General features: G+C 61.4%; 14 protein-coding genes. 3 read left to right on the forward strand and 11 right to left on the reverse strand.

The window, feature by feature from the left end; translation table 11 throughout:
- From BCF11_RS01330 to BCF11_RS01355, 6 genes are all read right to left on the reverse strand, one after another.
- Positions 1 to 1,470 (reverse strand): efflux transporter outer membrane subunit, encoded by a 1,470-nt coding sequence (locus tag BCF11_RS01330; protein WP_233212330.1) that lies wholly within the window; start codon positions 1,468 to 1,470, stop codon positions 1 to 3.
- Between the two features lie 15 nt (positions 1,471 to 1,485).
- A complete protein-coding gene (locus BCF11_RS01335; protein WP_233212331.1) occupies positions 1,486 to 2,742 on the reverse strand; it encodes an efflux RND transporter periplasmic adaptor subunit in 1,257 nt (418 codons plus the stop codon).
- 232 nt (positions 2,743 to 2,974) lie between these two features.
- The gene (locus BCF11_RS01340) at positions 2,975 to 4,858 is read right to left on the reverse strand and encodes an ABC transporter ATP-binding protein (RefSeq protein ID WP_098493152.1); all 1,884 of its coding nucleotides are present in this window, start codon (positions 4,856 to 4,858) and stop codon (positions 2,975 to 2,977) included.
- A 324-nt stretch (positions 4,859 to 5,182) separates the two neighbouring features.
- The gene (locus tag BCF11_RS01345; RefSeq protein WP_098493153.1) at positions 5,183 to 6,778 is read right to left on the reverse strand and encodes a glucan biosynthesis protein; all 1,596 of its coding nucleotides are present in this window, start codon (positions 6,776 to 6,778) and stop codon (positions 5,183 to 5,185) included.
- A 64-nt stretch (positions 6,779 to 6,842) separates the two neighbouring features.
- Entirely contained in the window at positions 6,843 to 9,377 is a 2,535-nt protein-coding gene (gene mdoH / locus BCF11_RS01350) for a glucans biosynthesis glucosyltransferase MdoH (RefSeq protein ID WP_369827720.1), read from the reverse strand.
- 53 nt (positions 9,378 to 9,430) lie between these two features.
- Positions 9,431 to 10,990, reverse strand: a complete 1,560-nt coding sequence (locus tag BCF11_RS01355; protein ID WP_199110701.1) for a glucan biosynthesis protein G — start codon at positions 10,988 to 10,990, stop codon at positions 9,431 to 9,433.
- Positions 10,991 to 11,351: 361 nt separating this feature from the next.
- Between BCF11_RS01355 and BCF11_RS01360 the strand changes: the two genes are divergently transcribed.
- Together BCF11_RS01360 and BCF11_RS01365 are read left to right on the forward strand one after the other, a co-directional pair.
- The gene (locus tag BCF11_RS01360) at positions 11,352 to 11,864 is read left to right on the forward strand and encodes a dihydrofolate reductase (RefSeq protein WP_098493156.1); all 513 of its coding nucleotides are present in this window, start codon (positions 11,352 to 11,354) and stop codon (positions 11,862 to 11,864) included.
- A 361-nt stretch (positions 11,865 to 12,225) separates the two neighbouring features.
- Positions 12,226 to 14,490, forward strand: coding sequence for an arginine/lysine/ornithine decarboxylase (locus BCF11_RS01365; protein ID WP_098493157.1), 2,265 nt, complete (start codon positions 12,226 to 12,228; stop codon positions 14,488 to 14,490).
- A gap of 74 nt (positions 14,491 to 14,564) precedes the next feature.
- On the opposite strand, the gene BCF11_RS01370 is transcribed toward BCF11_RS01365, so the two are convergent.
- The 4 genes from BCF11_RS01370 to hrpA all read right to left on the reverse strand — a co-directional run bounded on the left by BCF11_RS01370 (position 14,565) and on the right by hrpA (position 20,851).
- Positions 14,565 to 14,777: a DUF1653 domain-containing protein gene (locus tag BCF11_RS01370; RefSeq protein WP_098493158.1), complete on the reverse strand. Its 213-nt coding sequence runs from the start codon at positions 14,775 to 14,777 to the stop codon at positions 14,565 to 14,567.
- Between the two features lie 214 nt (positions 14,778 to 14,991).
- Positions 14,992 to 16,212: a DUF2863 family protein gene (locus BCF11_RS01375; protein WP_098493159.1), complete on the reverse strand. Its 1,221-nt coding sequence runs from the start codon at positions 16,210 to 16,212 to the stop codon at positions 14,992 to 14,994.
- 1 nt (position 16,213) lies between these two features.
- Positions 16,214 to 16,780, reverse strand: a complete 567-nt coding sequence (dcd, locus tag BCF11_RS01380; protein ID WP_038490827.1) for a dCTP deaminase — start codon at positions 16,778 to 16,780, stop codon at positions 16,214 to 16,216.
- 111 nt (positions 16,781 to 16,891) lie between these two features.
- The gene (gene hrpA, locus BCF11_RS01385; protein WP_199110703.1) at positions 16,892 to 20,851 is read right to left on the reverse strand and encodes an ATP-dependent RNA helicase HrpA; all 3,960 of its coding nucleotides are present in this window, start codon (positions 20,849 to 20,851) and stop codon (positions 16,892 to 16,894) included.
- A gap of 235 nt (positions 20,852 to 21,086) precedes the next feature.
- Here hrpA and BCF11_RS01390 point away from each other — a divergent pair, with 235 nt between their 5' ends.
- Positions 21,087 to 21,320: a hypothetical protein gene (locus tag BCF11_RS01390; RefSeq protein ID WP_098493161.1), complete on the forward strand. Its 234-nt coding sequence runs from the start codon at positions 21,087 to 21,089 to the stop codon at positions 21,318 to 21,320.
- 10 nt (positions 21,321 to 21,330) lie between these two features.
- Here the strand turns inward: BCF11_RS01390 and BCF11_RS01395 are convergent, their stop codons facing one another.
- Complete coding sequence (locus BCF11_RS01395) at positions 21,331 to 22,752, reverse strand: alkaline phosphatase family protein (RefSeq protein ID WP_098493162.1); 1,422 nt, start codon at positions 22,750 to 22,752, stop codon at positions 21,331 to 21,333.
- Positions 22,753 to 22,975: the final 223 nt, after the last annotated feature.

Here is a 22,975-nt window from a genome sequence, read left to right on the forward strand (position 1 = left end):
TTATTTTTCCGGCGACGGCTTGCCAGCTGTCGTCGCCTGCGCTTCCCCCGCCTGGCTGGCATGCACATCCTGCCAGCCGCCGCCAAGGGCCTTGTACAGCGACACCGTCGCCTTCAAGCGCTTCAGCTTGATCTGCCCCAGTTCGTTCTGCACTTCCGACAGCGAGCGCTGGGTATCCAGCACCGTCATCAAATCTTCCGCGCCGACCCGGTAGCGGATTTCCGACAGTTCGAAGGCGAAGCGCGCCTGTTCCATTTCCGTGACTTTTAATTTGCGCTGTTCGTCCAGGCTGCGGATCTGGCCGAGCGCGGTGTCGACTTCCGACAGCGCCGCGATCACGGTCGAGCGATAAATCTGCACCAGCTCCTGCTTTTGGGCGACGGCGAGGTCGCGCTGGCTGTTGAGGCGGCCGGCGTCGAAGATCGGCGCCACCAGCCCGGCGCCCAGGTTGACCAGCATGTTGGGGCCGTTAAACAGCGACAGCAAGGCATTGCTCTGGCCGCCGGCCGAGCCGGTCAGGCGGATGCTGGGGAACAGCGCCGCGCGCGCCACGGCGACATTGGCGTTGGCGGCGGCCAGTTCGGATTCCGCATGACGGATATCGGGCCGGCGCGACAGCAGTTCCGACGGCAAGCCGGGCGTCACCTGCGGCAGCAGGATCTTCGCCAGCCCGGGCTCATTGACGGTAAAAGTCTGCGGCGGCCGTCCCAGCAGGATCGCCAGCGCGGTCTGCGCCTCGCGCTCTTGCTGTTTCAGATCAGGAATCACCGCCTGCTGCCCTGCCACCGCCGAGCGCTGGCGCGCCAGGTCCAGCGGCGAGGCCGAGCCGGCGCGGCTCTGCGCCGACACCAGTTTCAGCACGCGCTCGGCGTTGTCGACGTTCTGCTGGGCGATCTCGATGCGGTCGCGCAGCGACAAGACTTGCAGATAGGTCGAGACGATGCCGCTGGTGACGGTCAGCGCCACCGTTTCGCGGTCATAGCGATTGGCTTGCAAAGAGGCTTCAGCCGCCACCAGCCCAGCCCGGTTCTTGCCCCAGAAATCAACCTCGTAGCCGATCTCGACCAGGCCGCTGGTCGAGGTGACGGCACTGCCGCTGGAAGCCAGCGGCAAGGCACGATTGATGCTGGTGGAAAAATCCGCATTCGGCAGCAGCGGCGCACCGGCGATCCGGGCTTGCGCTTCCGCCTGGCGTACGCGCGATACAGCGGCGGCAATTTCCAGGTTGCTGGCCTGCCCCTGAGCCACCAGCTGGCTCAGCTCGTCGCTGCCGAAACGCTGCCACCAGCCGGTATCCGGCCAGTCTTGTTCGCCATTGTTGGCCGACAGATCCCAACTCTGCGGAATCTCGACGCTGGGCGTGGCTTCCCGCATCTCGATATGGCTGGCGCAGGCGGATAACAAGAGCAGCAGCACGGTGCTTGAGCAAACCGTGGCGATGCTGCGGGAGCGCTGAAAAAAAAGAGGCATGCTAGTGACCATCAATCAATGCGCCTTGACGGCAGGTACGGACGAAGACGCAGAAGCGCTGGCGGATGCCGCGGCATTTTTAAGCGCCGGCGCCGGCGCGGACTCCACCACAAGCTGCTCACCCGCCTGCAACCCCGACAGGACTTGCGCCATCTGCTGGTTGCGGACGCCGATCCTGATCGCGCGCGAGCTGACTTGCTGATTGGCGTCGACCACCTTCACCCGATAACTGCCGTCGGCTTCCGGCTTACCCAGCAACGCCACCGGCAGCAGCACGGCATCGCGCGCCTGCGCCAGCACAAAGCGCACTTGCGTGCTCATGCCGCTCATCAGTTCTTCTTGCGGATTATCGACTTCGAACAAGACGTTATAGAAAGTCTGCTTGCCCTGCTCGCCCGAACCATCGGCCGGCACCGGAACCACTTGCCGCAGCTTGCCGCTCCAGCGCTTGCCGGGATAACCGGGGGTGGTGAAATAGGCAGTCATGCCTTTGCGCAGCAGCGGCACGTCGATTTCCGCCACCCGCGCCTGCACCGTCAGGCGGCTGAGGTCAGCGATCCGCACCAGTGGCGCAACCGGCTGGCCGGCGCTGACCATCTGCCCGGTGCGCGCCCCCACCGATACCACCGTGCCGCTGATCGGCGCCAGCACCTGGGTATGGCTGCGCGTGACATCATCGTCTTTGACGGTCGCCTCGATCTGACGAATCTGGGCATTGATGGCCTCGACCTTGGCGGCGGCGGAATACATGCTCATGCGGCTCGATTCATAGGATTCCTCGCGGGTAGCGTTTTCCGCTTTCAGCTGCGTCTGCCGCTTGTATTGCAATTCGGCGAAGTCCTGCTGCGCGCGCTGGTCCGCCAGCTCCGCCTGCAGCCTTGCCAGCTGGGCGCGATTGCTCTCGACCCGCGCCGATGGCAAGGTCGGCGTGATTTCGACCACCATCTTGCCCGCCTTGACGTCGTCGCCCACCATCACCAGCACATCCTTGATCTGGCCCGATACCTGCGCCATCACATCGCTGTACTTATGCAACTGCAGCTTGCCGTTGGCAAACACTGCCTGTTCGATATCGCCACGCTGCACCGCTTCCGTCTGCAGGCGCACCGGCGCCGGCCTGGGCGGCGGAGGCGGCCGCTGCAAGAGTCCTTTCCACAACAGGAAGCCGGCGCCGACGGCGATCAGCGCAGCCAGGATAGCAATCAGCCAGCGGCGACTGGAATGGCCGAAAGAATTTAGCGCAGCGGACTTGTCGGTCGGTTCAGCAGTCATTGATGCAAACTCAGGGTTAATCAGTTTCAGTCTAGTGCAGTGTTTCGCATGTAATGGCGCTTAAAAATGGTGTATTTTCGTGTCAGGCTAGGCGGATGGCCGCCCCGCGCAAACCGGAGCGATAGTGAGCTATCGCGAGGATTTGCAACGACGCATGGCGCGAAAAGACGCCGTTTATTAAGTGTCATTATGTGCGAAACACTGCACTAGGTTAAATACAGACAGCAGCGGCTTAAGCCGGTTCCGTCTGCGCTCCGCCCACGGTTGCAGCCGGCGCGCTTTCTTCATCCACCTCTTCGCCCAGGAAACCGCCGCTCTGGTGCGCCCACAGGCGCGCGTACAAGCCGCCCTGTTCCAGCAGGCTGCGGTGATCGCCCTGCTCGACGATGCGGCCCTTGTCGAGCACGATCAGACGGTCCATCGCGGCAATGGTTGACAGACGATGGGCGATCGCCACCACGGTCTTGCCTTCCATCAGGCGGTACAAGCTGGCCTGGATCGCCGCTTCGACTTCCGAATCGAGGGCACTGGTGGCTTCGTCCAGCAGCAGGATAGGCGCGTCTTTCAGCATCACGCGGGCGATCGCGATGCGCTGGCGCTGGCCGCCGGAAAGCTTGACGCCGCGTTCGCCGACGTGGGCGTCGTAGCCGGTGCGGCCCTTGGGATCGGTCAGGGTCAGGATGAACTCGTGCGCCTCGGCCCGCTTCGCCGCCGTCAGCATATCGGCATCGGTAGCGTCCGGACGGCCGTACAGCAGATTGTCGCGTACCGAGCGGTGCAGCAAGGAAGTATCCTGCGTCACCATGCCGACCTGCGCCCGCAAGCTGTCCTGGGTCACATGCGAAATATCCTGGCCATCGATCAGGATGCGGCCCTGTTCGACATCGTAGAAACGCAGCAGCAGGTTGACAATGGTCGATTTGCCGGCGCCGGAACGGCCTACCAGGCCGATCTTTTCACCGGGCCGTATCTGCAGCGACAACTGGTCGATCACCGGCCGCTGGCCGCCGTAGGCAAAGCCGACCTGCTCGAAATCGAGCTTGCCCTGGCTGACCTGCAACGGTTTGGCGTCGGCCTGGTCCAGCACGGCGTGCGGCCGCGACAAGGTATTGATGCCGTCCTGCACCGTGCCGACCTGCTCGAACAAGGAAGCGAATTCCCACATCACCCAATGCGAAATGCCGTTCAGGCGCAAGGCCATCGCCGTCGCCGCAGCAACCGCGCCGATGCCGACCTGGCCCTGGGTCCACAGCCACAGGGCAGCGCCAGCTGTGCTCAGGATCAGCAGCATGCTCAAGGTGTGGTTGACGATTTCAAAGCTTGTCACCAGGCGCATCTGGCCGTGCACGGTCTGCAGGAATTCCTGCATCGCCGAGCGCGCATAACCGGCTTCGCGGCCAGCGTGCGAGAACAGCTTGACCGTCGCGATATTGGTGTAGGCATCGGTAATGCGGCCAGTCATCAGCGAGCGCGCATCGGCCTGGGTTTTGGCGACCTTGCTCAGGCGCGGCACGAAATAGCGCAGCGCCAGCGTATACAAGGCGAGCCAGCTCAGGAACGGCACCAGCATCCAGCCGCTGAAGCTGCCCACCACCGCCACCATGGTGAAGAAGTAGATCACCACGAACACCAGGATGTCGCACAGGATCATGCAGACGTCGCGCACAGCCAGCGAAGTCTGCATCACCTTGGTGGCGACCCGGCCGGCGAATTCATCTTGATAAAAATGCATGCTTTGATTCAGCATCAGGCGATGGAATTTCCAGCGCAGCAGCATCGGGAAATTGCCTGCCAGCGCTTGCTGCTTGAACATGCTTTGCAAGGCGACCACGATGGGACTGGCCAGCAAGATAGCCGCCAGCAACAGCAGGTTGCTGCTTTCGTGGGTCCACAGCGTGGACGGTTCGGCATGGCCGAGCCAGTCGACGATGCGCCCCATCATGGCAAACAGTAAAGCCTCGAAGGCGCCGGTGACGGCGGTCAGCAAGGTCATGGCGATAATATAAGGGCGCAAGCCCTTGGTGCAGGCCCAGACAAACGCAAAAAATCCGCGCGGCGGCGGCGTCATGACCGTATCCGGATAAGGATGCAACAGTCTTTCAAACCAACCAAACATGGAACGCTCCAAAAAATAGGCAGGGCAAAAACGGCCCAAGCCAGACAGTATATTGTAAATGTTGCAGGCGCTTCTACCTGGCAATGGAAGAAACAGCACAGGTCGGATTGAGGTAGTGTAAACCGACGATGCCGGCCAGGAATGACCGGCAATTGCGCTGCAGTGGGATGCAAGGTGACGGGCCGGGAACTTCCCTTAAGAGAGGCGGATCCACCTGCCCGAACACGCGGGGCTGGTTTTGCCTGGGCTAATCCAAGCTATTGTTTTTTCGCCAAATTAACCGCGTCAAGAAGCAGGACGGTTTTTTAACCCTGCTTCTTGATTTCAATAATGGCGTTTTTCCGGCGCTGGCGGAGTCCATTGGTATAACCAGGTCTCGCTTAAAGGCTGGCCATCGGCCGCCAGATATACCCGCACGTCAATCGGCTCGACGCTGTCGTCGGTCGGCTTCAGGTCGAACATTGCGCGGTAACCGTGAATTGCATCCAGCGGGCGCGCTGAACTGATCTCTATCTTACCACGGGAGGCGCTGATCATCGGCTGCACCTTGGCATCCTTGCCCAGCAGAGCTAGGTCGCCGCCAGCGAAATCGATGGCGAAACGGCGCGAGTAATAAGCGCGCTTCTGGCCGATCACGCCGCCCATGCCGGTACGGGTTGCGACCACTTGCGCCAGCGGCGAAGCGAACGGCATCTTGGCGCCCCAGTGCAGGCGATAGGCAAACAGGCGCTCCTGCCCTGCCTGCGGCTTATCGGCAGGATTCCAGAACGCCACGATGTTGTCGAAGGTTTCATCGACGGTGGGGATTTCCACCAGCTGTACCGCGCCCTTGCCCCAGCCGGCCTTCGGCTCCACCCACAAGCTCGGGCGGCGGTCGTAGAACACGCCATCGTCCTGGTAGTGATCGAAATTACGGTCGCGCTGCAGCAGGCCGAAGCCGCGCGGATTCTCGTCCTGGTAGGCATTGAAACGCAGATGCTCGGGGTTGACCAGCGGCCGCCAGACCCACTCGCCATTGCCGCGCTGCATGGACAAGCCGTCGGAGTCGTGGATTTCAGGACGCCAGTCGTCGCTGGCGCCGGCGCGGCGGTCATTCTCGCCGTACTGGAACATGCTGGTCAGCGGCGCAATCCCCATCCGCTCTATCGTCTTGCGCGGATACAGGGCGACGTCGACATCCATCACCATGGTCGCCGATGGTTGGATCTCGAAGCGGTAGGCGCCGGAAACGCTGGGCGAATCAAGCAAGGCGTACACCACCAGCTTGCCCGAATCCTTGGCCGGACGCTCCAGCCAGAAGTGGGTGAACATGGGAAATTCTTCCGGCCGTTCCATGCCGCAATCGATCGCCAAGCCACGCGCCGACAAACCGTATTGCCACTCGGCGCCGACGGCGCGGAAATAGCTGGCGCCCAGGAAAGCCGTGATGTCGCGCTGCAGGTCGGTGTGGAAATTCACGCGGAAGCCGGCAAAGCCGAGGTCTTTCGGCATGTGTTCCGCCTTCAGGCCGCTCTTGCCGTAATTGAACATGGCTGGATCGTAGGCCAGTTCTTGCGCCTGGCCGTTCTTCAATTCATAAATCTGCACCGGGTTCTTGAAAAACAGGCCGAGATGAAAGAACTTGACCTGGAAACGCAACTGATCCTTGCTCCACAAGGCATGATCGTCGCGATAACCGATGGCCTGGTATTTATCCCAGTCGAGCGCCTTGACCTCGTCCGGAATATGATTCTCCGGCAACTTGTATGGCTGGGCGGCGAGCTGCCGGGCCTGGCCTTTCAGCCAGGCATAATCGAAAGCCTGCGGCGCGCCCAGGAATTTCAGCTGCCCTGGCGCATTCGCCGCGGCCAGCAGCGAACTAGCAGGGAAACCGGCAGCGGCAAGTGCTGCCGACGCTTTCAGAAAATCACGTCGTAACATGGTGCTCCTTGTTTGATGATGTCGATGGCTGCGGCATGGCGCTGGTGTTGCATCAAGCCTTGGTTCAGGCTTTGAGCAAAGCCTGCCAGCGCCGGTTGGCCGCAGCCGAATTCCAGATCTCGAAATGCAGGCGAGACAGCGTCAGGGGGTCGTCCAGCAGCGCATTTTTCTGGCGCGGCGTCAGGCTGTCGGGGCCGCCTTTCAGGGCGTTGTCGAGCAACGCAGCACGCGCCGCCTGGGTCGCCGCCGGCACCGCTGGACGCGCCGTCACCGCCGCGCACAGCAAAGCGTTGATTACCGGATCGACTACTGCATCGTTGAAACCCGCCAGCGTCTTGCCGTTGTCGTTATATGCCGTGGTTGCTGCAAGCTCCGGCGGCAGATCGACTTCTTCCGGGATCACGAACAAACGCGCGTGGCGGAAGCTGCGGCCGAGCGTGACCCGGCTGGAAAAGACCGACAAGGGGATCGACAGCATCAGCGAACCGACGATAGGCAGCAGCCACCACAGGAAGCCCGGCTCCAGCCAGTACACAGCGCCGCCCCACAGCAAACCCAGCAAGGTATGGCCACCATGCCGGCGGCAAGCTTCGCCCCAGCTGGTTTCCGCATCTTCGCGCGGCGGCGATTTCCAGCTGATGGTCCAGCCAAGGAAGGCGCCGACCACGAAGCGCGTGTGGAACAGCATGCGCACCGGCGCCAGCAGCATCGAAAACAGCAGCTCCATGATCATGCTCAAGGTCAGCCGCACGGCGCCGCCGAACTCGCGTGCGCCCTTGGCCCAGATCAGCACCACGCTCAGCACTTTCGGCAGGAATAGCAAGGTCGCCGTCGCGGTGAACAAAGCCAGCGCCCGCTCCGGATGCCATTCCGGCCACACCGGGAACAACTGCCCCGGCGTCACGAAGTATTCCGGCGCCACCAGCGTATGCACCGCCAGCAATACCGTCGACAGCAGCAGCGACAGGAACCACAGCGGCGCCGACAGATAAGCCATGACGCCAGTCACGAACACCGCGCGGTGCACGGCATGCATGCCGCGCGCCAGGAACAGGCGGAAGTTCATCAGGTTGCCCTGGCACCAGCGGCGGTCGCGCTTCAGTTCGTCCAGCAGGTTAGGCGGCATTTCCTCGTAGCTGCCGGCCAGGTCGTAGGCAATCCAGACGCCCCAGCCGGCGCGCCGCATCAGCGCCGCTTCAACAAAGTCGTGGGAAAGAATCTCGCCGGCCAGCGCGCCCTCGCCCGGCAGCGGCGCCAGCGCGCAATGCTCCATGAAGGGCTGCAGGCGGATGATGGCGTTATGTCCCCAGTAATGCGACTCGCCCAGCTGCCAGTAATGCAGGCCGGCGGTAAACAAGGGGCCATACACGCGGGTCGAGAACTGCTGGATGCGGGCGTACAAGGTGTCGCGGCCGGCGGCGCGCGGCGCGGTCTGCACGATGCCGGCGGTGGGATTGGCTTCCATCAGGCGCACCAGCGTGGTCAGGCAAGCACCGCTCATGACGCTGTCGGCATCGAGCACGATCATGTAGCTGTAGTTGGCGCCCCAGCGCCGGCAGAAGTCGTCGATGTTGCCGCTCTTGCGCTTGACGCGGCGGCGCCGGTGCCGGTAGAAAATGCGGCCGAAACCGCCCACCGTCTGGCACAGGCTGGCCCAGGCGTCCAGTTCGGCGCTGCAGATGTCGCTGTCGCCGCTGTCGCTCAGCACGAAAAAATCGAAACGGTCCAGCTCGCCGCTGGCCGCGACCGATTCGTAGGTCGCGCGCAGCCCGGCAAAGACCCGGGTCACGTCCTCATTACAGATCGGCATCACGATGGCGGTCCGGGCGCTGGCCGGGATCGGTCCCGGCGCTGCCTCTTCGCGTGAGATCACATAGCGGTCGCTGCCCCGCATCAGCACCAGGAAGCCGGCCATGGCGGTCCAGAAGCCGGCCGAGACCCAGCAAAACAGCAAGGCGAACAAGCCCAGCGTCACCAGCTCCAGCGGTTTGTCGCCATGGTAGGGCAGCACGGCGCTCATGAAATAGGTCGCCATCGCGGTCTGCGCCAGCATCAGCATCAGCAGCACGATGCGGCGCAGATTGCCGCGCGATTTGCTCTCGTGCTGATCCTGGCTGTCTGCTGCGGCGACCGGCATTGGTTCCGGCTGCGGCAGCGCGGTCGAGCGTGCGGCCTTTTTGTAGCGGCGCTGCTTGGCGCGCGGACGCAGGTCAAACTCGCGGTTGGCGCCTTCGACCCAGCGCACCAGCGGATTCAGGGTGCCCCAGGGATGGGCGACAATCGGCGTACGTTGCAGCGGCGGTGCAATCGCGATGCGCGAGCGGCCGCCGGCATCGATGCTGATCTGTGCCGCCGGCTGCGCCGACGGCGGTTCGGCAAAGGCCAGTTGCAAGCGCGCAGCGACCGAACCATAGGCCGGGTTGGCATGGGCCAGCGTCGACAGCTCGCCGGGGCTGGCAGCGCTGCCAGCCGCCAAGGCCTGGTGCACCGCCGCCAGCGAACTGTCGCCGGCGGCGTCCAGTTGCGCGGACAACGCTGCGCGCCGCGCTGCCGAAAGCGGCAGGCGATCGAGATAACGCTCACTGATTCCAGGCGTCATATCAGACGAATCCTGCAGTTCGGCTGCACTCGGCGGTGACATCGGCTTGCGGTCTAGTTGGGCGGTAATATGTAGCTCCAGGTCTCAGATAAGGTAGTGCTGCCGCCGCGCAGAAAGCCGCGCAGCTCGACAGGCTTGTTGTCTTCATTGCGGCGTACCCGCACCGTCATGCGCCAGCCGCCGGTGGCGTCATTGCGCTCCACCTTGGTCTCCAGCACCTTGCCGTTGTCGTCAGAGCTGACCACGCCTTCCGGCTGCACCTTGTCCGACAGCTTCTTGAATACCGGACCGTCAAAATCGACCACCAGGCCGATGCTGTTGTCATCGCTCTTCTTTAGCACGCCGAGGCCGCGCCGGGTCTGCGTCACCCACGACAAAGGCGGCCGCTTTTCCGCATCCTTCTGCCATGACAAAGTGTATTCCAGATTGAATGGCTGGCCTACCTTGGGCGCCGTTTCCGGCACCCAGAAGGCGACGATATTGTCATTGGTTTCGTCCGGGGTCGGGATCTGTACCAGCTCTACCCTGCCGTTGCCCCAGTTGCCCTTGGGCTGGACCCAGGCGCTGGGCCGCCTCTCATAGTGAGCGTCCAGGTCTTGATAATCGGCAAAATTGCGGTCGCGCTGCATCAGGCCGAAGCCGGCTGGATTGCTCAACGAGTAGGATGTCACCAGCAAACGCTTGGGATTGACCAGCGGCCGCCAGATCCACTCGCCAGTACCGGAGGCCACCGACAAGCCGTCCGAATCGTGCACCTCAGGCCGGTAGTCCTCGACCTGCGAGCGCTGGTTGTCGCCGTGCAAGAACATGCTGGTGAGCGGCGCCAGCCCCAGCTTGCTGACGTTTTCACGCAAGTACAGCTGGGCCTTGACGTCGACCGTGGTATCCACGCCCGGCTTCAGCACGAAGCGATAGGCGCCGGTCACGCGGCGCGAATTGAGCAGTGCGTAAATGGTCAGCTCCTTGTCGCTGGCCTTGGGCCGCTCGACCCAGAACTCCGTGAAACGGGGAAACTCTTCGCCGGAACTGAGCCCGGTATCAATCGCCAGCCCCCGGGCCGAAAGGCCGTAGGTCTGGTCCTTGCCCAGCGCGCGGAAATAACTGGCGCCGAGAAAGGAGAGGACTTCGTCCTTGTATTTATTCGTATTCAGGGGAAAGTGCACGCGGAAGCCGGCGAAGCCTAGCGCGCGCATCTTGCGCGGGTCAACCTTGTTGGCGCCGAAATCGAAATCGCTGGGATCGAAACGGATTTCACGCACACTCTGGCCATTGATCTCGCTGATCTTTACCGGCTGGTCGAAGGAGTAGCCCTCATGGAAAAACGCCAGCTCGAAAGGCAGTTTCTGGCTGCGCCAGGCGGATTTTTCCGGGCGAAAGCGGATGTCCCTGTACTGCTCGAAATCGAGATTGCTGATTTCCTTGGGCAGATTGCTCTCAGGCTTGCTATAGGAACTGGCGGCCAGATCCTTTGCCTGCTTGGCAACGTTATTGAAATCGAAGGCAAATGCGCCGTCTGGGCTTGCCAGCAGCAGCGCCACGGCAAATGGCAGGATGCGCACCCGGGCTAGAGCGGAAATACGCGTTTGCGTCCGCTGAGACAAATTCAAATACATTGGATTCCCATCTGACACTGCTTTGATTGACCTGCCCGACCAAGCCTTGCAGGCTTCATCGAGAGTAGGCGGTAGTCTATCAGTGTTCTATAATTTTTTATATCCATCAGGCAATGAGTGAGTTGTGGCGCTTTACTGCCTGCGCCAGCAACGACCAAGACTTGCAACATTGATTGGCATAACTTGCCAAATTGGCAGCAAAATGGCCTTGTCACGCGCCATTTCAGCAAAAACCCCCAGCCTGGGTTAACAGGCCCCGACTTTTAAGAGCAAGCATCGGCAACAAAGTTCCATCCGAAACTTATAGTAAGATCACGCTTTTAATACAAATCCGCCTCAAGCGGGCTCATGCAACGCGCCCATGACTTCACGCCTCACGATTATCGTCGCCACCGACGCCAACAATGGCATCGGCATCCGCAACACCTTGCCCTGGCGCCTGCCGGAGGATCTGGCGCACTTTAAACGCACCACCTCGGGCCACGCCATCATCATGGGCCGCAAGACCTTTGAATCGATAGGCCGGCCGCTGCCGCAGAGACGCAATATCGTCATCACCCGCAATGCCGATTGGCGTCACGACGGCGTCGAAAGCGCGCCCTCGCTGGCTGCCGCGGCGGCGCTGGTCGGCGACGCCGAGGCCTTCATCATCGGCGGCGCAGAGATTTACGCCGCGGCGCAAGACCTGGTGCAGCGCCTGATCGTCACAGAGATCCACCACAGCTTCGACTGCGACGCCTTCTACCCTGCCCGCGATCCGCTGCAATGGCAGGAAATCTCGCGCGAAAACCACCATTCCGAAGCCAACGGTTTCGACTATGCTTTCGTGGTCTACCAGCGCCGGCCCGTCAGCGTCAGCGAGGCCAGCAGCTGACCCGGCCCGATGATGGAATGACATCTGTTGTTTTCTGCTGGTTTTCCATCATCTTTGTCCCCAATTTCGTGCATATCTGCGAAAATTCGACTTTCTTTTTCAGCGTAGCCACGAATGCGGCGGCGATAAAATTACTAAGTTAACGCATAGCCGCGAATGCGGCGACGATAAACTTTGTAAGTTAACGTCGTGGCCGCAAGTACGGCATTTATCCATGCATATGCTGGAAACGATAGGCTGCATTGCCCTATCCAGGCAACACCCGTGACCGCCCGTGGCGCAACGGGACAATGTTTTTTTATAGCCGTTGCACGGCCCTGTCCGCAGCCTTGTTATCAACCACCGTCTCCTGGAGACCTCGATGAAATTCCGCTTCCCCATCGTCATCATTGACGAAGACTTCCGCTCCGAAAACACTTCCGGCCTTGGCATCCGCGCGCTCGCCGACGCCATGGAGGCCGAGGGCATGGAGGTATTGGGTGTGACCAGTTACGGCGACCTGTCGCAGTTCGCCCAGCAACAATCGCGGGCATCCGCCTTTATCCTGTCGATCGACGACGAGGAATTCGGCGCCGGTTCGTTTGAAGAAACCGACCACGCGCTGAAATCGCTGCGCGCCTTCGTCGAAGAAATCCGCCACAAGAACGCCGACATCCCGATCTACCTGTACGGCGAAACCCGCACCTCGCGCCATATCCCCAACGATATCCTGCGCGAACTGCACGGTTTCATCCACATGTTCGAAGACACGCCGGAATTCGTCGCGCGCCATATCATCCGCGAAGCCAAGTCCTACCTGGACGGCCTGTCGCCGCCCTTCTTCCGCGCGCTGGTGCACTACGCCCAGGACGGTTCCTACTCGTGGCACTGCCCGGGACACTCGGGCGGCGTGGCCTTCCTGAAATCGCCTATCGGCCAGATGTTCCACCAATTCTTCGGTGAAAACATGCTGCGCGCCGACGTCTGCAACGCCGTCGAAGAACTCGGCCAGCTGCTCGACCACACCGGTCCGGTCGCTGCTTCCGAGCGCAACGCCGCACGCATCTTCAACGCCGACCACTGCTACTTCGTCACCAACGGCACCAGCACCAGCAACAAGATGGTGTGGCATTCGACGGTGGCGCCGGGCGACATCGTGGTGGTCGACCGCAACTGCCACAAATCGATCCTGCACTCGATCATCATGACCGGCGCGATCCCGGTGTTCCTGATGCCGACCCGCAACCACCTCGGCATCATCGGCCCGATCCCACTGGAAGAATTCACGCTGGAAAGCATCCGCAAGAAGATCGAAGCCAATCCGTTTGCGCGCGAAGCTGTCAACAAGAAGCCGCGCATCCTGACCATCACGCAGTCGACCTACGACGGCGTGATCTATAACGTCGAGACACTGAAGAACATGCTGGACGGCGAAATCGATACCCTGCACTTCGACGAAGCGTGGCTGCCGCACGCGACTTTCCACGATTTCTACAAAGACATGCACGCGATCGGCAAGGACCGCCCGCGCGCCAAGAAGTCGATGATCTTCTCGACCCAATCGACCCACAAACTGCTGGCCGGCCTGTCGCAGGCTTCGCAGATCCTGGTGCGCGAATCGGAAAGCGTGCAACTGGACCAGGACGCCTTCAACGAAGCCTACCTGATGCACACCTCGACTTCACCGCAGTATTCGATCATCGCCTCCTGCGACGTCGCCGCCGCCATGATGGAAGCGCCGGGCGGCACCGCCCTGGTCGAGGAAAGCATCCTGGAAGCGCTGGATTTCCGCCGCGCCATGAAAAAGATCGACGAAGAATGGGGCAAGGACTGGTGGTTCCAAGTGTGGGGACCGAACAGCTTTTCTGAAGACGGCATCGGCAGCCGCGAAGACTGGGTCATCCGTGCCGAGGACGACTGGCACGGCTTCGGCAACCTGGCGCCGAACTTCAACATGCTCGATCCGATCAAGGCCACCATCGTCACCCCCGGCCTGTCGCTGGAAGGCAAGTTCGGCGAGAGCGGCATCCCGGCTTCGATCGTCACCAAATACCTGGCCGAACACGGCGTTATCGTCGAAAAATGCGGCCTGTACTCGTTCTTCATCATGTTCACCATCGGCATCACCAAGGGCCGCTGGAACACCCTGCTGACCGCCTTGCAGCAGTTCAAGGACGACTACGACAAGAACCAGCCGATCTGGCGCATCCTGCCTGAGTTCGCCGCCGCCAACAACGGCAAGAACGCGCGCTACGAGCGGCTCGGCCTGCGCGACCTGTGCCAGCAGATCCACGAGACCTACAAGTCATACGACGTGGCGCGCCTGACAACGGAAATGTATTTGTCCGACATGCAGCCGGCCATGAAGCCGTCCGATGCGTTTGCCAAGATGGCGCATCGCGAAATCGACCGCGTCCCTATCGACCAGCTCGAAGGCCGCGTCACCTCGATCCTGCTGACGCCTTACCCGCCCGGCATTCCATTGCTGATTCCGGGCGAGCGCTTCAACAAGACCATCGTCGACTATCTCAAGTTCGCGCGCGATTTCAACGAGAAATTCCCGGGCTTTGAAACCGACGTGCACGGCCTGGTGAAACGGGAAGTGAACGGCAAGCGCGATTACTTCGTGGATTGCGTACGGCAGTAAGCACAGCCATAAGCGCGGTCAACAAAAAACCGGGAGGCTCAATCGAGCGTCCCGGTTTTTTTACGTCTTTGCTTTTATAGCGGCGCGAATCGCCGTGCGCCGTTTTCCAGCAAGCCGTTGAACAGCTCCGCCGGCCGCACCCACAGGCCCGGCGCATGCGGCCACAGGTGTTCGTAGACCACCATGGCTTCTTCGGTTTCCGAATGCCTTGCCAGGCCGATGTAGCGGTACAAGCCACCTTTGTAATGCCGGTGGGTGGCAATTTTCTTTGCGTCTTCTTCAGTCACTCAATTCTCCAACATATAATGATCTCTACAAACTCCGTCATTCCCGCGAACGCGGGAATCCATTTTCACTGTCCTATCCAGCAATTTGGATTCCCGCGTTCGCGGGAATGACCGGGGCGCGCAGCTGGGGTCGCCTAGACGAGGTCGCCTAGACGGAGTCGACGAGGTAGGGGTACCTAGCTCGCAGTGCGTAGCCGGTGTCACCCACACGTATTCAGGCTGCCTCGTAAGGCTGCACTTCGGACGGCTGGCCGTCCGCTTCAAATCTCGCCGTCACCGCCAGCGACGTGACGCCAATGGTACGCAGCGCATCGTAGGTATCGTCGACTTCCACTTGCAGGTCGGCGCCGGCGACCAGCGGCTTCTCCGAGGAGGCCAGCAAGGCGCCGTCCTTACCGTACAAATTCACCCGCAACACGATGTCGCCGCGCACGTCGGCCGGACCGACCACAGCATTGGCGTCGAAAGACGCAACGCCGTGCTGATCGAGGCCGTGGTTGAGCTCGGACATCATCTGCAGCGTGAAGTATTCGGCTATGCCGCGCTCCTTGCCGCCGTGGAACAGGTCCTGGTAGAGGAAATGCAGATCGATCTCGCTGCCATCGGTGACCAGGCAGCGCTTGAGCAAGGGTGCGACCTGTTCGGTCCAGCCGTGGAAGCGCTCTTCCCGCGCACTGAAATAAGCGTCGGCGCCAGCTTCATCGTCCGGCACTTTATAAAACGCGTCGTCGGTAGCCTTGAGCGAAAAGCCTAGCAGGAAACGCAGCTCGACCGCATCGTCGTCCAGCCCGAACTGGTTGTCCGGCCAGCCACTGATGCTGCGTTCGATGGCGGTGGTCGCCGCCAGCTTCTTGTCGGCCATGGCGCCGAAGGCGTCGCGGTTCATTTCAAACAGATGGCTGTAGCGGATGCTGTCGATTTCATCGAGATGGTAGGCGTGGCTGACCAGCACTACAGTCGCCTCCGGTCCTTCCAGCTGCGCCTGCTTGAAGCTGGCGGACAGCGCATCGAATGCTTCCTGGTCCTGGAAGCACTGCTCGCGCTTGAGGCCGCCGCGGGCGTGTGCGAAGAAAGGCACCACGAAAGCATTCAGCTCCAGCACCTTGCCTTCATCACGGCGCACCAGCAAAATCTCCGAGGCTTCTTCAACCTGCTCCTTCAGGAAGCGCCAGGCGTCGAGATCGGCGTACTTGGTGCGCTCGATCGCGTCGTACAGGATGTCATCCTTCTGCTGCTGCAGGCTCTTCTTGATGATCTTGTGGAAATCGATGCCGGCCTGCTGCAAAGTGGCGCCGGCAGCCACGCCTTCGGCTTCGTCGCCATCCTGCTCGGCCAGGTCGATCGCCAGGTTGCACAGCTGCTGGGTGACGGCTTCGTCTTTGTCTTCAGGGGACAGGCTGGATTTCCGCGGCACAGGGCGCTTGTTCTTCGGCATCTCAGGCCTTCGGCAAAGTTACGCCGTGCTGGCCCTGGTACTTGCCGCCGCGGTCCTTGTAGGAAGTCTCGCAGATTTCATCGCTTTCAAAGAACAGCACCTGAGCGCAGCCTTCGCCGGCGTAAATCTTGGCCGGCAGCGGCGTGGTGTTGGAAAACTCCAGCGTCACGTACCCTTCCCACTCGGGCTCGAACGGGGTGACGTTGACGATGATGCCGCAACGCGCATAGGTCGACTTGCCGAGGCAGATGGTCAGCACGCTGCGCGGGATGCGGAAATATTCCATGGTGCGCGCCAGCGCGAAGGAATTCGGCGGGATGATGCAGACGTCGCCGCTGAAATCGACAAACGATTTCTCGTCGAAATTCTTGGGATCGACGATGGTCGAGTTGATGTTGGTGAAAATCTTGAATTCGTTGGCGCAGCGGATATCGTAGCCGTAAGACGAGGTGCCGTAAGACACGATCTTCTGGCCGTTGGCCTCGCGCACCTGGCCGGGCTCGAAAGGCTCGATCATGCCGGTTTCCTGCGCCATGCGGCGTATCCATTTGTCGGATTTAATCGTCATTGTCTTCTATCAATCAGTTGGTTTAGGTATATATTTTGCGCAATTTTACGCCAAATAGCCTTTAAAACGGCTATCTCGCCGGCTTCGCTTCAATCCTTGCAATTTTCCAGGCTAGCGCTGCATGGTTTCCCACACTTTTTGCAAGCGCTTGGCCGAGACCGGCATCGGCGTCTTCAGCTCCTGCGCAAACAGCGAGACCCGCAACTCCTCCAGCAGCCAGCGGAATTCGTTCATCTTCGGATCGGAATTCTTGCTGCCACGGTCTTTTTGCGCCCGTTGCCAGGGTGTGGCGACTTGTAGCCATTCCGTCAACAAGCGTCCATCGCGGGTCGGATCGGCCCTTAATTTCTCCAGCCTGACGTTAACCGCCTTCAGGTAGCGCGGGAAATGCGTCAGGTTGGCGTAGTCGTTGTCGGCGATAAAACGCTTGCCGACCAGCGCCTGCAATTGCGACTGGATGTCGGCCACCGCCTGCGCATGGCCCTTGGCGCCCTGCAGTCTCTTTGGCAAGCCGTGGTATTCCGCCAGGATCAGGCCCGCCAGACGGGCGATTTCATTGCATAGCAAACCCAGGCGCGACTTGCCTTCATCCTTGCGCTGAGCGAACTGTTCCGCATTCCGGGGCAAGGGCATTTGCAGGCAGGCGCGTTCCAGTCCGGCGGAAATGATCTGGTCGCGCAACTCTTCCTGCGACCCCAGGGCCATGAACTGCATCCCCATCTGCTGCAAGCCCGGAATATTCTTTTCCAGGAATTTCAGCTGCTCTTTCAGCTGCAAGGCAAACAGGCGGCGCAAGCCGAGGCGGTGGATGCGTGCCGCTTCGTTAGGATCGTCGAATACTTCGAGATCGCAATGGCTCGCCTTGTCCACCAGCGCCGGGAAACCGATCAAGGTCTGCTTGCCCTGCTGGATTTCCAGCAGCTCCGGCAGTTCGCCGAAAGTCCAACTGGTCAGCATGCTGTACTGGCCGGCCGGCTTGGCTGGCGCAGCGTCCGCTCCTTTGGCGGCGGGCTTGCCAAGGCCAGTTTTCTGCACCCCCTGCTGCGCCGATACTTGTGCTGATACCTGCGCCACATCACTGGCCACCGCCGTGTTTTCCGCCAGCTTCTGGAAACTCTCGCGCGCCTGCCCGCCAAACTCATCCTGCAAGGACGACAGATTGCGTCCCATATCCAGCTGGCGGCCATGCTCGTCGACGATCTTGAAGTTCATCGAATGATGGGCCGGCAAGGTTTCCAGCTTGAAGTCCGTGCTGCGGGCAATCACCGTGGTTTCGCTGCGGATATCCGCCATCAGCGCATCCAGCAGATTGCCGTGGCCGAACACGTGGCGAGCCTGGATGCGTTCGCAGAAGCCGGCCGCATAGTCAGGCAAAGGCACGCAATTGCGGCGGATTTTCTGCGGCAGGGATTTCAGCAGCAGATGGACTTTTTCCTTCAGCATGCCGGCCACCAGCCAGTCGCAGCGGTCGGCATACACCTGGTTGAGCGCATACAGCGGCACCGTCAGGGTGACGCCGTCGCGCGGCGTGCCAGGTTCGAAGTGATACGACAGAACCATCTCGATGCCGGCCACCCGCATCACTTTCGGGAACAGTTCAGTCGTGATCCCGGCCGCCTCGTGCCGCATCAGCTCGTCGCGGTTGAGGAACAGCAGCTTGGGCGTCTGCAGGCTGACGTCCTTGTGCCATTTTTCAAAGCTGATGCCGTTGCAAATATCGGCCGGCAGCAGCTTGTCATAGAACGCCGCGATCAGTTCATCATCCACCAGCACGTCGAGACGGCGCGACTTGTGCTCCAGGTTCTCGATCTCGCGGATCAGTTTCTGGTTGTGGGCGAAGAACGGCGCGCGGGTATCGAACTCGCCGCCGACCAGTGCGTCGCGGATGAAGATTTCGCGCGCTTCGGCCGGATTGATCAGGCCGAAATTGATGCGCCGCTGGCTGTACACCACCAGCCCGTACAAGGTGGCGCGCTCGGACGCCGACACTTGCGCCGTGCGCTTTTCCCAGCGCGGCTCGCCATACGACTTCTTCAGCAGATGGGCGCCGACCTTTTCCAGCCACTCCGGCTGGATCTGGGCGATGCAGCGCGCGTACAGACGGCTGGTGTCGACCAGCTCGGCCGCCATCACCCATTTGCCCGCCTTCTTCAACAGATGCGAACCTGGCCACAGGTAGAACTTGATGGCGCGCGCGCCGAGGTAATGCGGATCGTCGTCAGCCTTGAAGCCGACGTTGCCCAGCAAGCCGGTGAGCAAGGCGCAGTGCAATTGCTCGTAGGTGGCCGGCGCTTCGTTGAGGCGCCAGCCCTGCTCGCGCACGATCGTCAGCAGCTGCGAATGGACGTCGCGCCATTCCCGCAGCCGCAGCTGCGAGAGGAAATTGGCGCGGCAGTTATCCATCAGCTGGCGATTGGTTTTCTTGTGTTCGATGGCGTCTTCAAACCATTTCCAGATCTTCAGGTAGCTGAGGAATTCGGATTTTTCATCGGCGAATTTCTTGTGCGCCAGGTCAGCCGCGCCCTGCGCTTCCATCGGGCGATCGCGTGGATCCTGCACCGACAGCGCCGCTGCGATGATCAGCATCTCGCTCAGGCAGACATTGTCCAGCGCCGCCAGGATCATGCGGCCGACGCGCGGATCCAGCGGCAGCTTGGCCAGCTGGCGCCCGGTCTTGGTCAGCAGGTTGTTGTCGTCCACCGCGCCCAGCTCTTGCAGCAGCTGGTAGCCGTCGGCGATGGCGCGGCCCGGCGGCGGTTCGATGAAGGGGAAGGTTTCGACATCGGTCAGGTGCAGCGATTTCATGCGCAAGATGACCGAGGCCAGCGACGAGCGCAGGATTTCCGGCTCGGTAAACTTCGGCCGCTGCAGGTAGTCCTGCTCTTCATACAGGCGGATGCAGACGCCCGCTGCCACCCGGCCGCAACGACCGGCGCGCTGGTTAGCGGCTGACTGCGCGATCGGCTCGATCTGCAGCTGCTCGACCTTGTTCCTGTAGCTGTAGCGTTTTACGCGCGCCAGGCCGGCGTCCACCACGTAGCGGATACCCGGCACGGTGAGCGAGGTTTCAGCGACGTTGGTAGCCAGCACGATGCGGCGCGCGTTGGACGCCTTGAACACCCGCTCCTGCTCCTGCGCCGAGAGGCGCGCAAACAAAGGCAAGATTTCGACGTGGGCTGGATGGTGCTTGCGCAGCGCTTCGGCGGCGTCGCGGATTTCGCGTTCGCCCGGCAGGAACACCAGCACGTCGCCGGAACCGATGCGCGCCAGCTCGTCGACGGCGTCGACCACGGCATCCATCAGATCGCGCTGCTCGCGGTCGCGCTGGGCCGCGCTTTGCGGCGCATTCGGCTTGGCTGCGGCAGCCGTATTGGCTGGGTTGACGCCGCTGCGGTCGGCATTGTCGACCGGACGGTAGCGCACTTCGACTTCATACAGGCGGCCGGAGACCTCGATCACCGGCGCCGGCTTGTCGGCGCTGCCGAAATGGCGCGCAAAGCGGTCGGCATCGATGGTGGCCGAGGTGATGATGACTTTCAGATCAGGCCGCTTGGGCAGCAGCTGCTTCAGGTAACCCAGCAGGAAATCGATGTTCAGGCTACGTTCATGCGCCTCATCGATGATGATGGTGTCGTACTGCCACAGCAAGGGATCGGTCTGGGTCTCGGCCAGCAGGATGCCGTCGGTCATCAGCTTGATCCAGGCGCCCTTGGTCAGGGTGTCGTTGAAACGCACCTTGTAGCCGACGTGCTCGCCCAGCGGCGAATTGAGTTCCTGCGCGATGCGCTTGGCGGTCGAGGAAGCGGCAATCCGGCGCGGCTGGGTATGGCCGATCATGCCGTGCAGGCCGCGGCCCAGCTCCAGGCAGATCTTCGGCAGCTGGGTGGTCTTGCCGGAGCCGGTCTCGCCGCAGACGATGATGACCTGGTTGGCGCTCAGGGCGGCAGAGATTTCCGCACGCTTTCCTGAAACCGGCAGTTCCTCGGGGAAGACGATGGTCGGCAAGGGATTGCGTTGCGGAGCCGGCATTTCGCGCGAGCGCGGTGATTTGATGGATTCTGGTGTTGACATGAGGATGGGATTATACAGAGCGTCATCCACGGATGAGCATCTTATAGAGGCGCCGGCGGCGGATGCCTCCACGCCTGTCGATTCAGGCATTGCGCCAGGTAAATTCTTGCTGGCAAAACAACAGCAATATGCTAACCTAAATTTCTCGGGAGTAACAGCAATTATCCCGACATCAATGCGTTCGCACTAGCTGGATTCTGTTTTCCAACCACTCTTACCGTGACGGAATGACTACATGAAGACTATCCTGATGCTCGCCTTTGCCCTGCCGCTTTTGTCTGCATGCGCAAGCAGCAGCCCCACGGACGCCGACGAGGCGGCCAATGCCGAGCCCAAGCAATACGTCACCGGCTCGATCATTCCCACGCATGCCAGGAAGGCCAGCAGCGACCAGGATAGTCAGCCACTACTGCCCGCCAACTACGGGAGCAGCATGACGCCTTTCCCTGCCGGCGGAAAAACGCGCTGAACGGCGCCATTCAAGAATTGACCTTGGTCGGTCGGCGCTTGAAGAAATCCACCGCATGCTGGCGCGTCTGGATCTTGGTCAGCGTGGCGCCAGGATCGAGGCCGAAACGCCGCGCCGAGCCGCTCACCAGGCTTTTCTGCAAATCGTTGAGCGGCGTTGACGGCGGCGGCGCCAGCCAGTTTGCAGCCGGGGCGGCAATTTGCGGCAGGTCGGTGCGCGGCGCAGCCAGCGTCAATACCTGTTCCAGCGTCGGCGCGGCGGCAATGCGCTTGCTCGGCAACATGTCTGCCGCCGCTATGCCGATCCAGTCGCGCAAGGTCGCCAGTATCGAGGTGTGGTCGCAAGGAACGCCCGTGGCGGAGCGGAACACCGTGCCCGCGGCGATATAGGGCGAGACCAGCACCGCCGGCACGCGCACGCCGAAACGGTCGAAGCCGAAACCGGCATCGCCAGGCGCGCTGGCGGCATCCGGCGCCTGCGCAGCGGCCGGCGGCAGCACATGATCGTAGCAACCGCCGTGCTCGTCATAGGTAATGATCAACAGAGTCCTGTTCCAGCCCGGCGATGTGCTGACTGCCGTCCAGATGTCGTGCAGGAACGCCTCGCCCGCCTGGATATCGTGCGGCGGGTGCTGGTCGTTCGGTTCCAGCAGGAAGCAGGGCTCGATGAAACTGTAGGCCGGCAGCGTATCGCTGGCGCAGGCGTCGACAAACTCCGTAAACCGGCTGAAATGCGCGTTCAGCAGCGGGTCCCACAGCTTGGGAAACATGGTGCGCGTCAGCGACGGCGTCAACAGCGTATTGCTGTATACCGACCAGCTGCTGCCTATCGCTTGCAGCACGTTGTAGATGGTCGGCACGTCCCATTGAAACGGATCCGGCGGGCTGCCGTTGTTGATACGGCCGTTGGAAGTGCCGGCGTGCGCGAAGGCGCGGTTCGGCCAAGTCTGGCTGGGCACCGATGCGAACCAGGCGTCGGATACCGCGTATTGCCGCGCCAGCGCCGCCAGCACCGGTATCTGGGCGCAATCGTGGCATTGCATGATCTGGCTCGCGTCCGTGGTCGTCGTGGTGGCGTAATTGACGACGAAGCCTTGCATCGGCCAGGACGGCGCGGCGGCTGCGCCCTGCGGGCCGTACAGCTGATAAGTCACGTTATCGAAGGTTTCCTCAGGGTCGGGATCGGGTATGGTGCCGCTGCTCGAGCCGCGCCCGACCAGCGCCTTTTGCGGCGGATCGCCGCCAAAATAGCCTGAATTCACCGGATTCCACATATCTGCATGCAGGCCGTCGAACTGTTTGGCGCTTGCGTTCGGCAAAACCATTGCCGGCGAACTGCCGTTCGCATACAGCCAGCCCAGCATATTGTCGAGAGAGCGGTTTTCGAGCATGACCACGACAATGTGCTCGACCTGCGGCAAGATCTTTCCCATAAGCATCTCCTTTGGGAAAAGTGTAGTACGGCCACGGCGAAGATCAAGCAAACAGCACCTCCAGGCTGCGGCACCTGACATAAACAACAGTCGTCTTGATGCAATTTCGACATCGAATGCAGGCGCGGCTGGCGCCGCATGGCGTAAATCAGCCATGACGCCATCCGCAACGCGGGCGCCGGAAGCGTCAGCCGCGCTGTTACATACGTTATAATCGCGGGTT

Origin of the sequence: Collimonas sp. PA-H2 (assembly GCF_002564105.1) — a bacterium.
In the GTDB taxonomy this organism is placed as follows: domain Bacteria; phylum Pseudomonadota; class Gammaproteobacteria; order Burkholderiales; family Burkholderiaceae_D; genus Collimonas.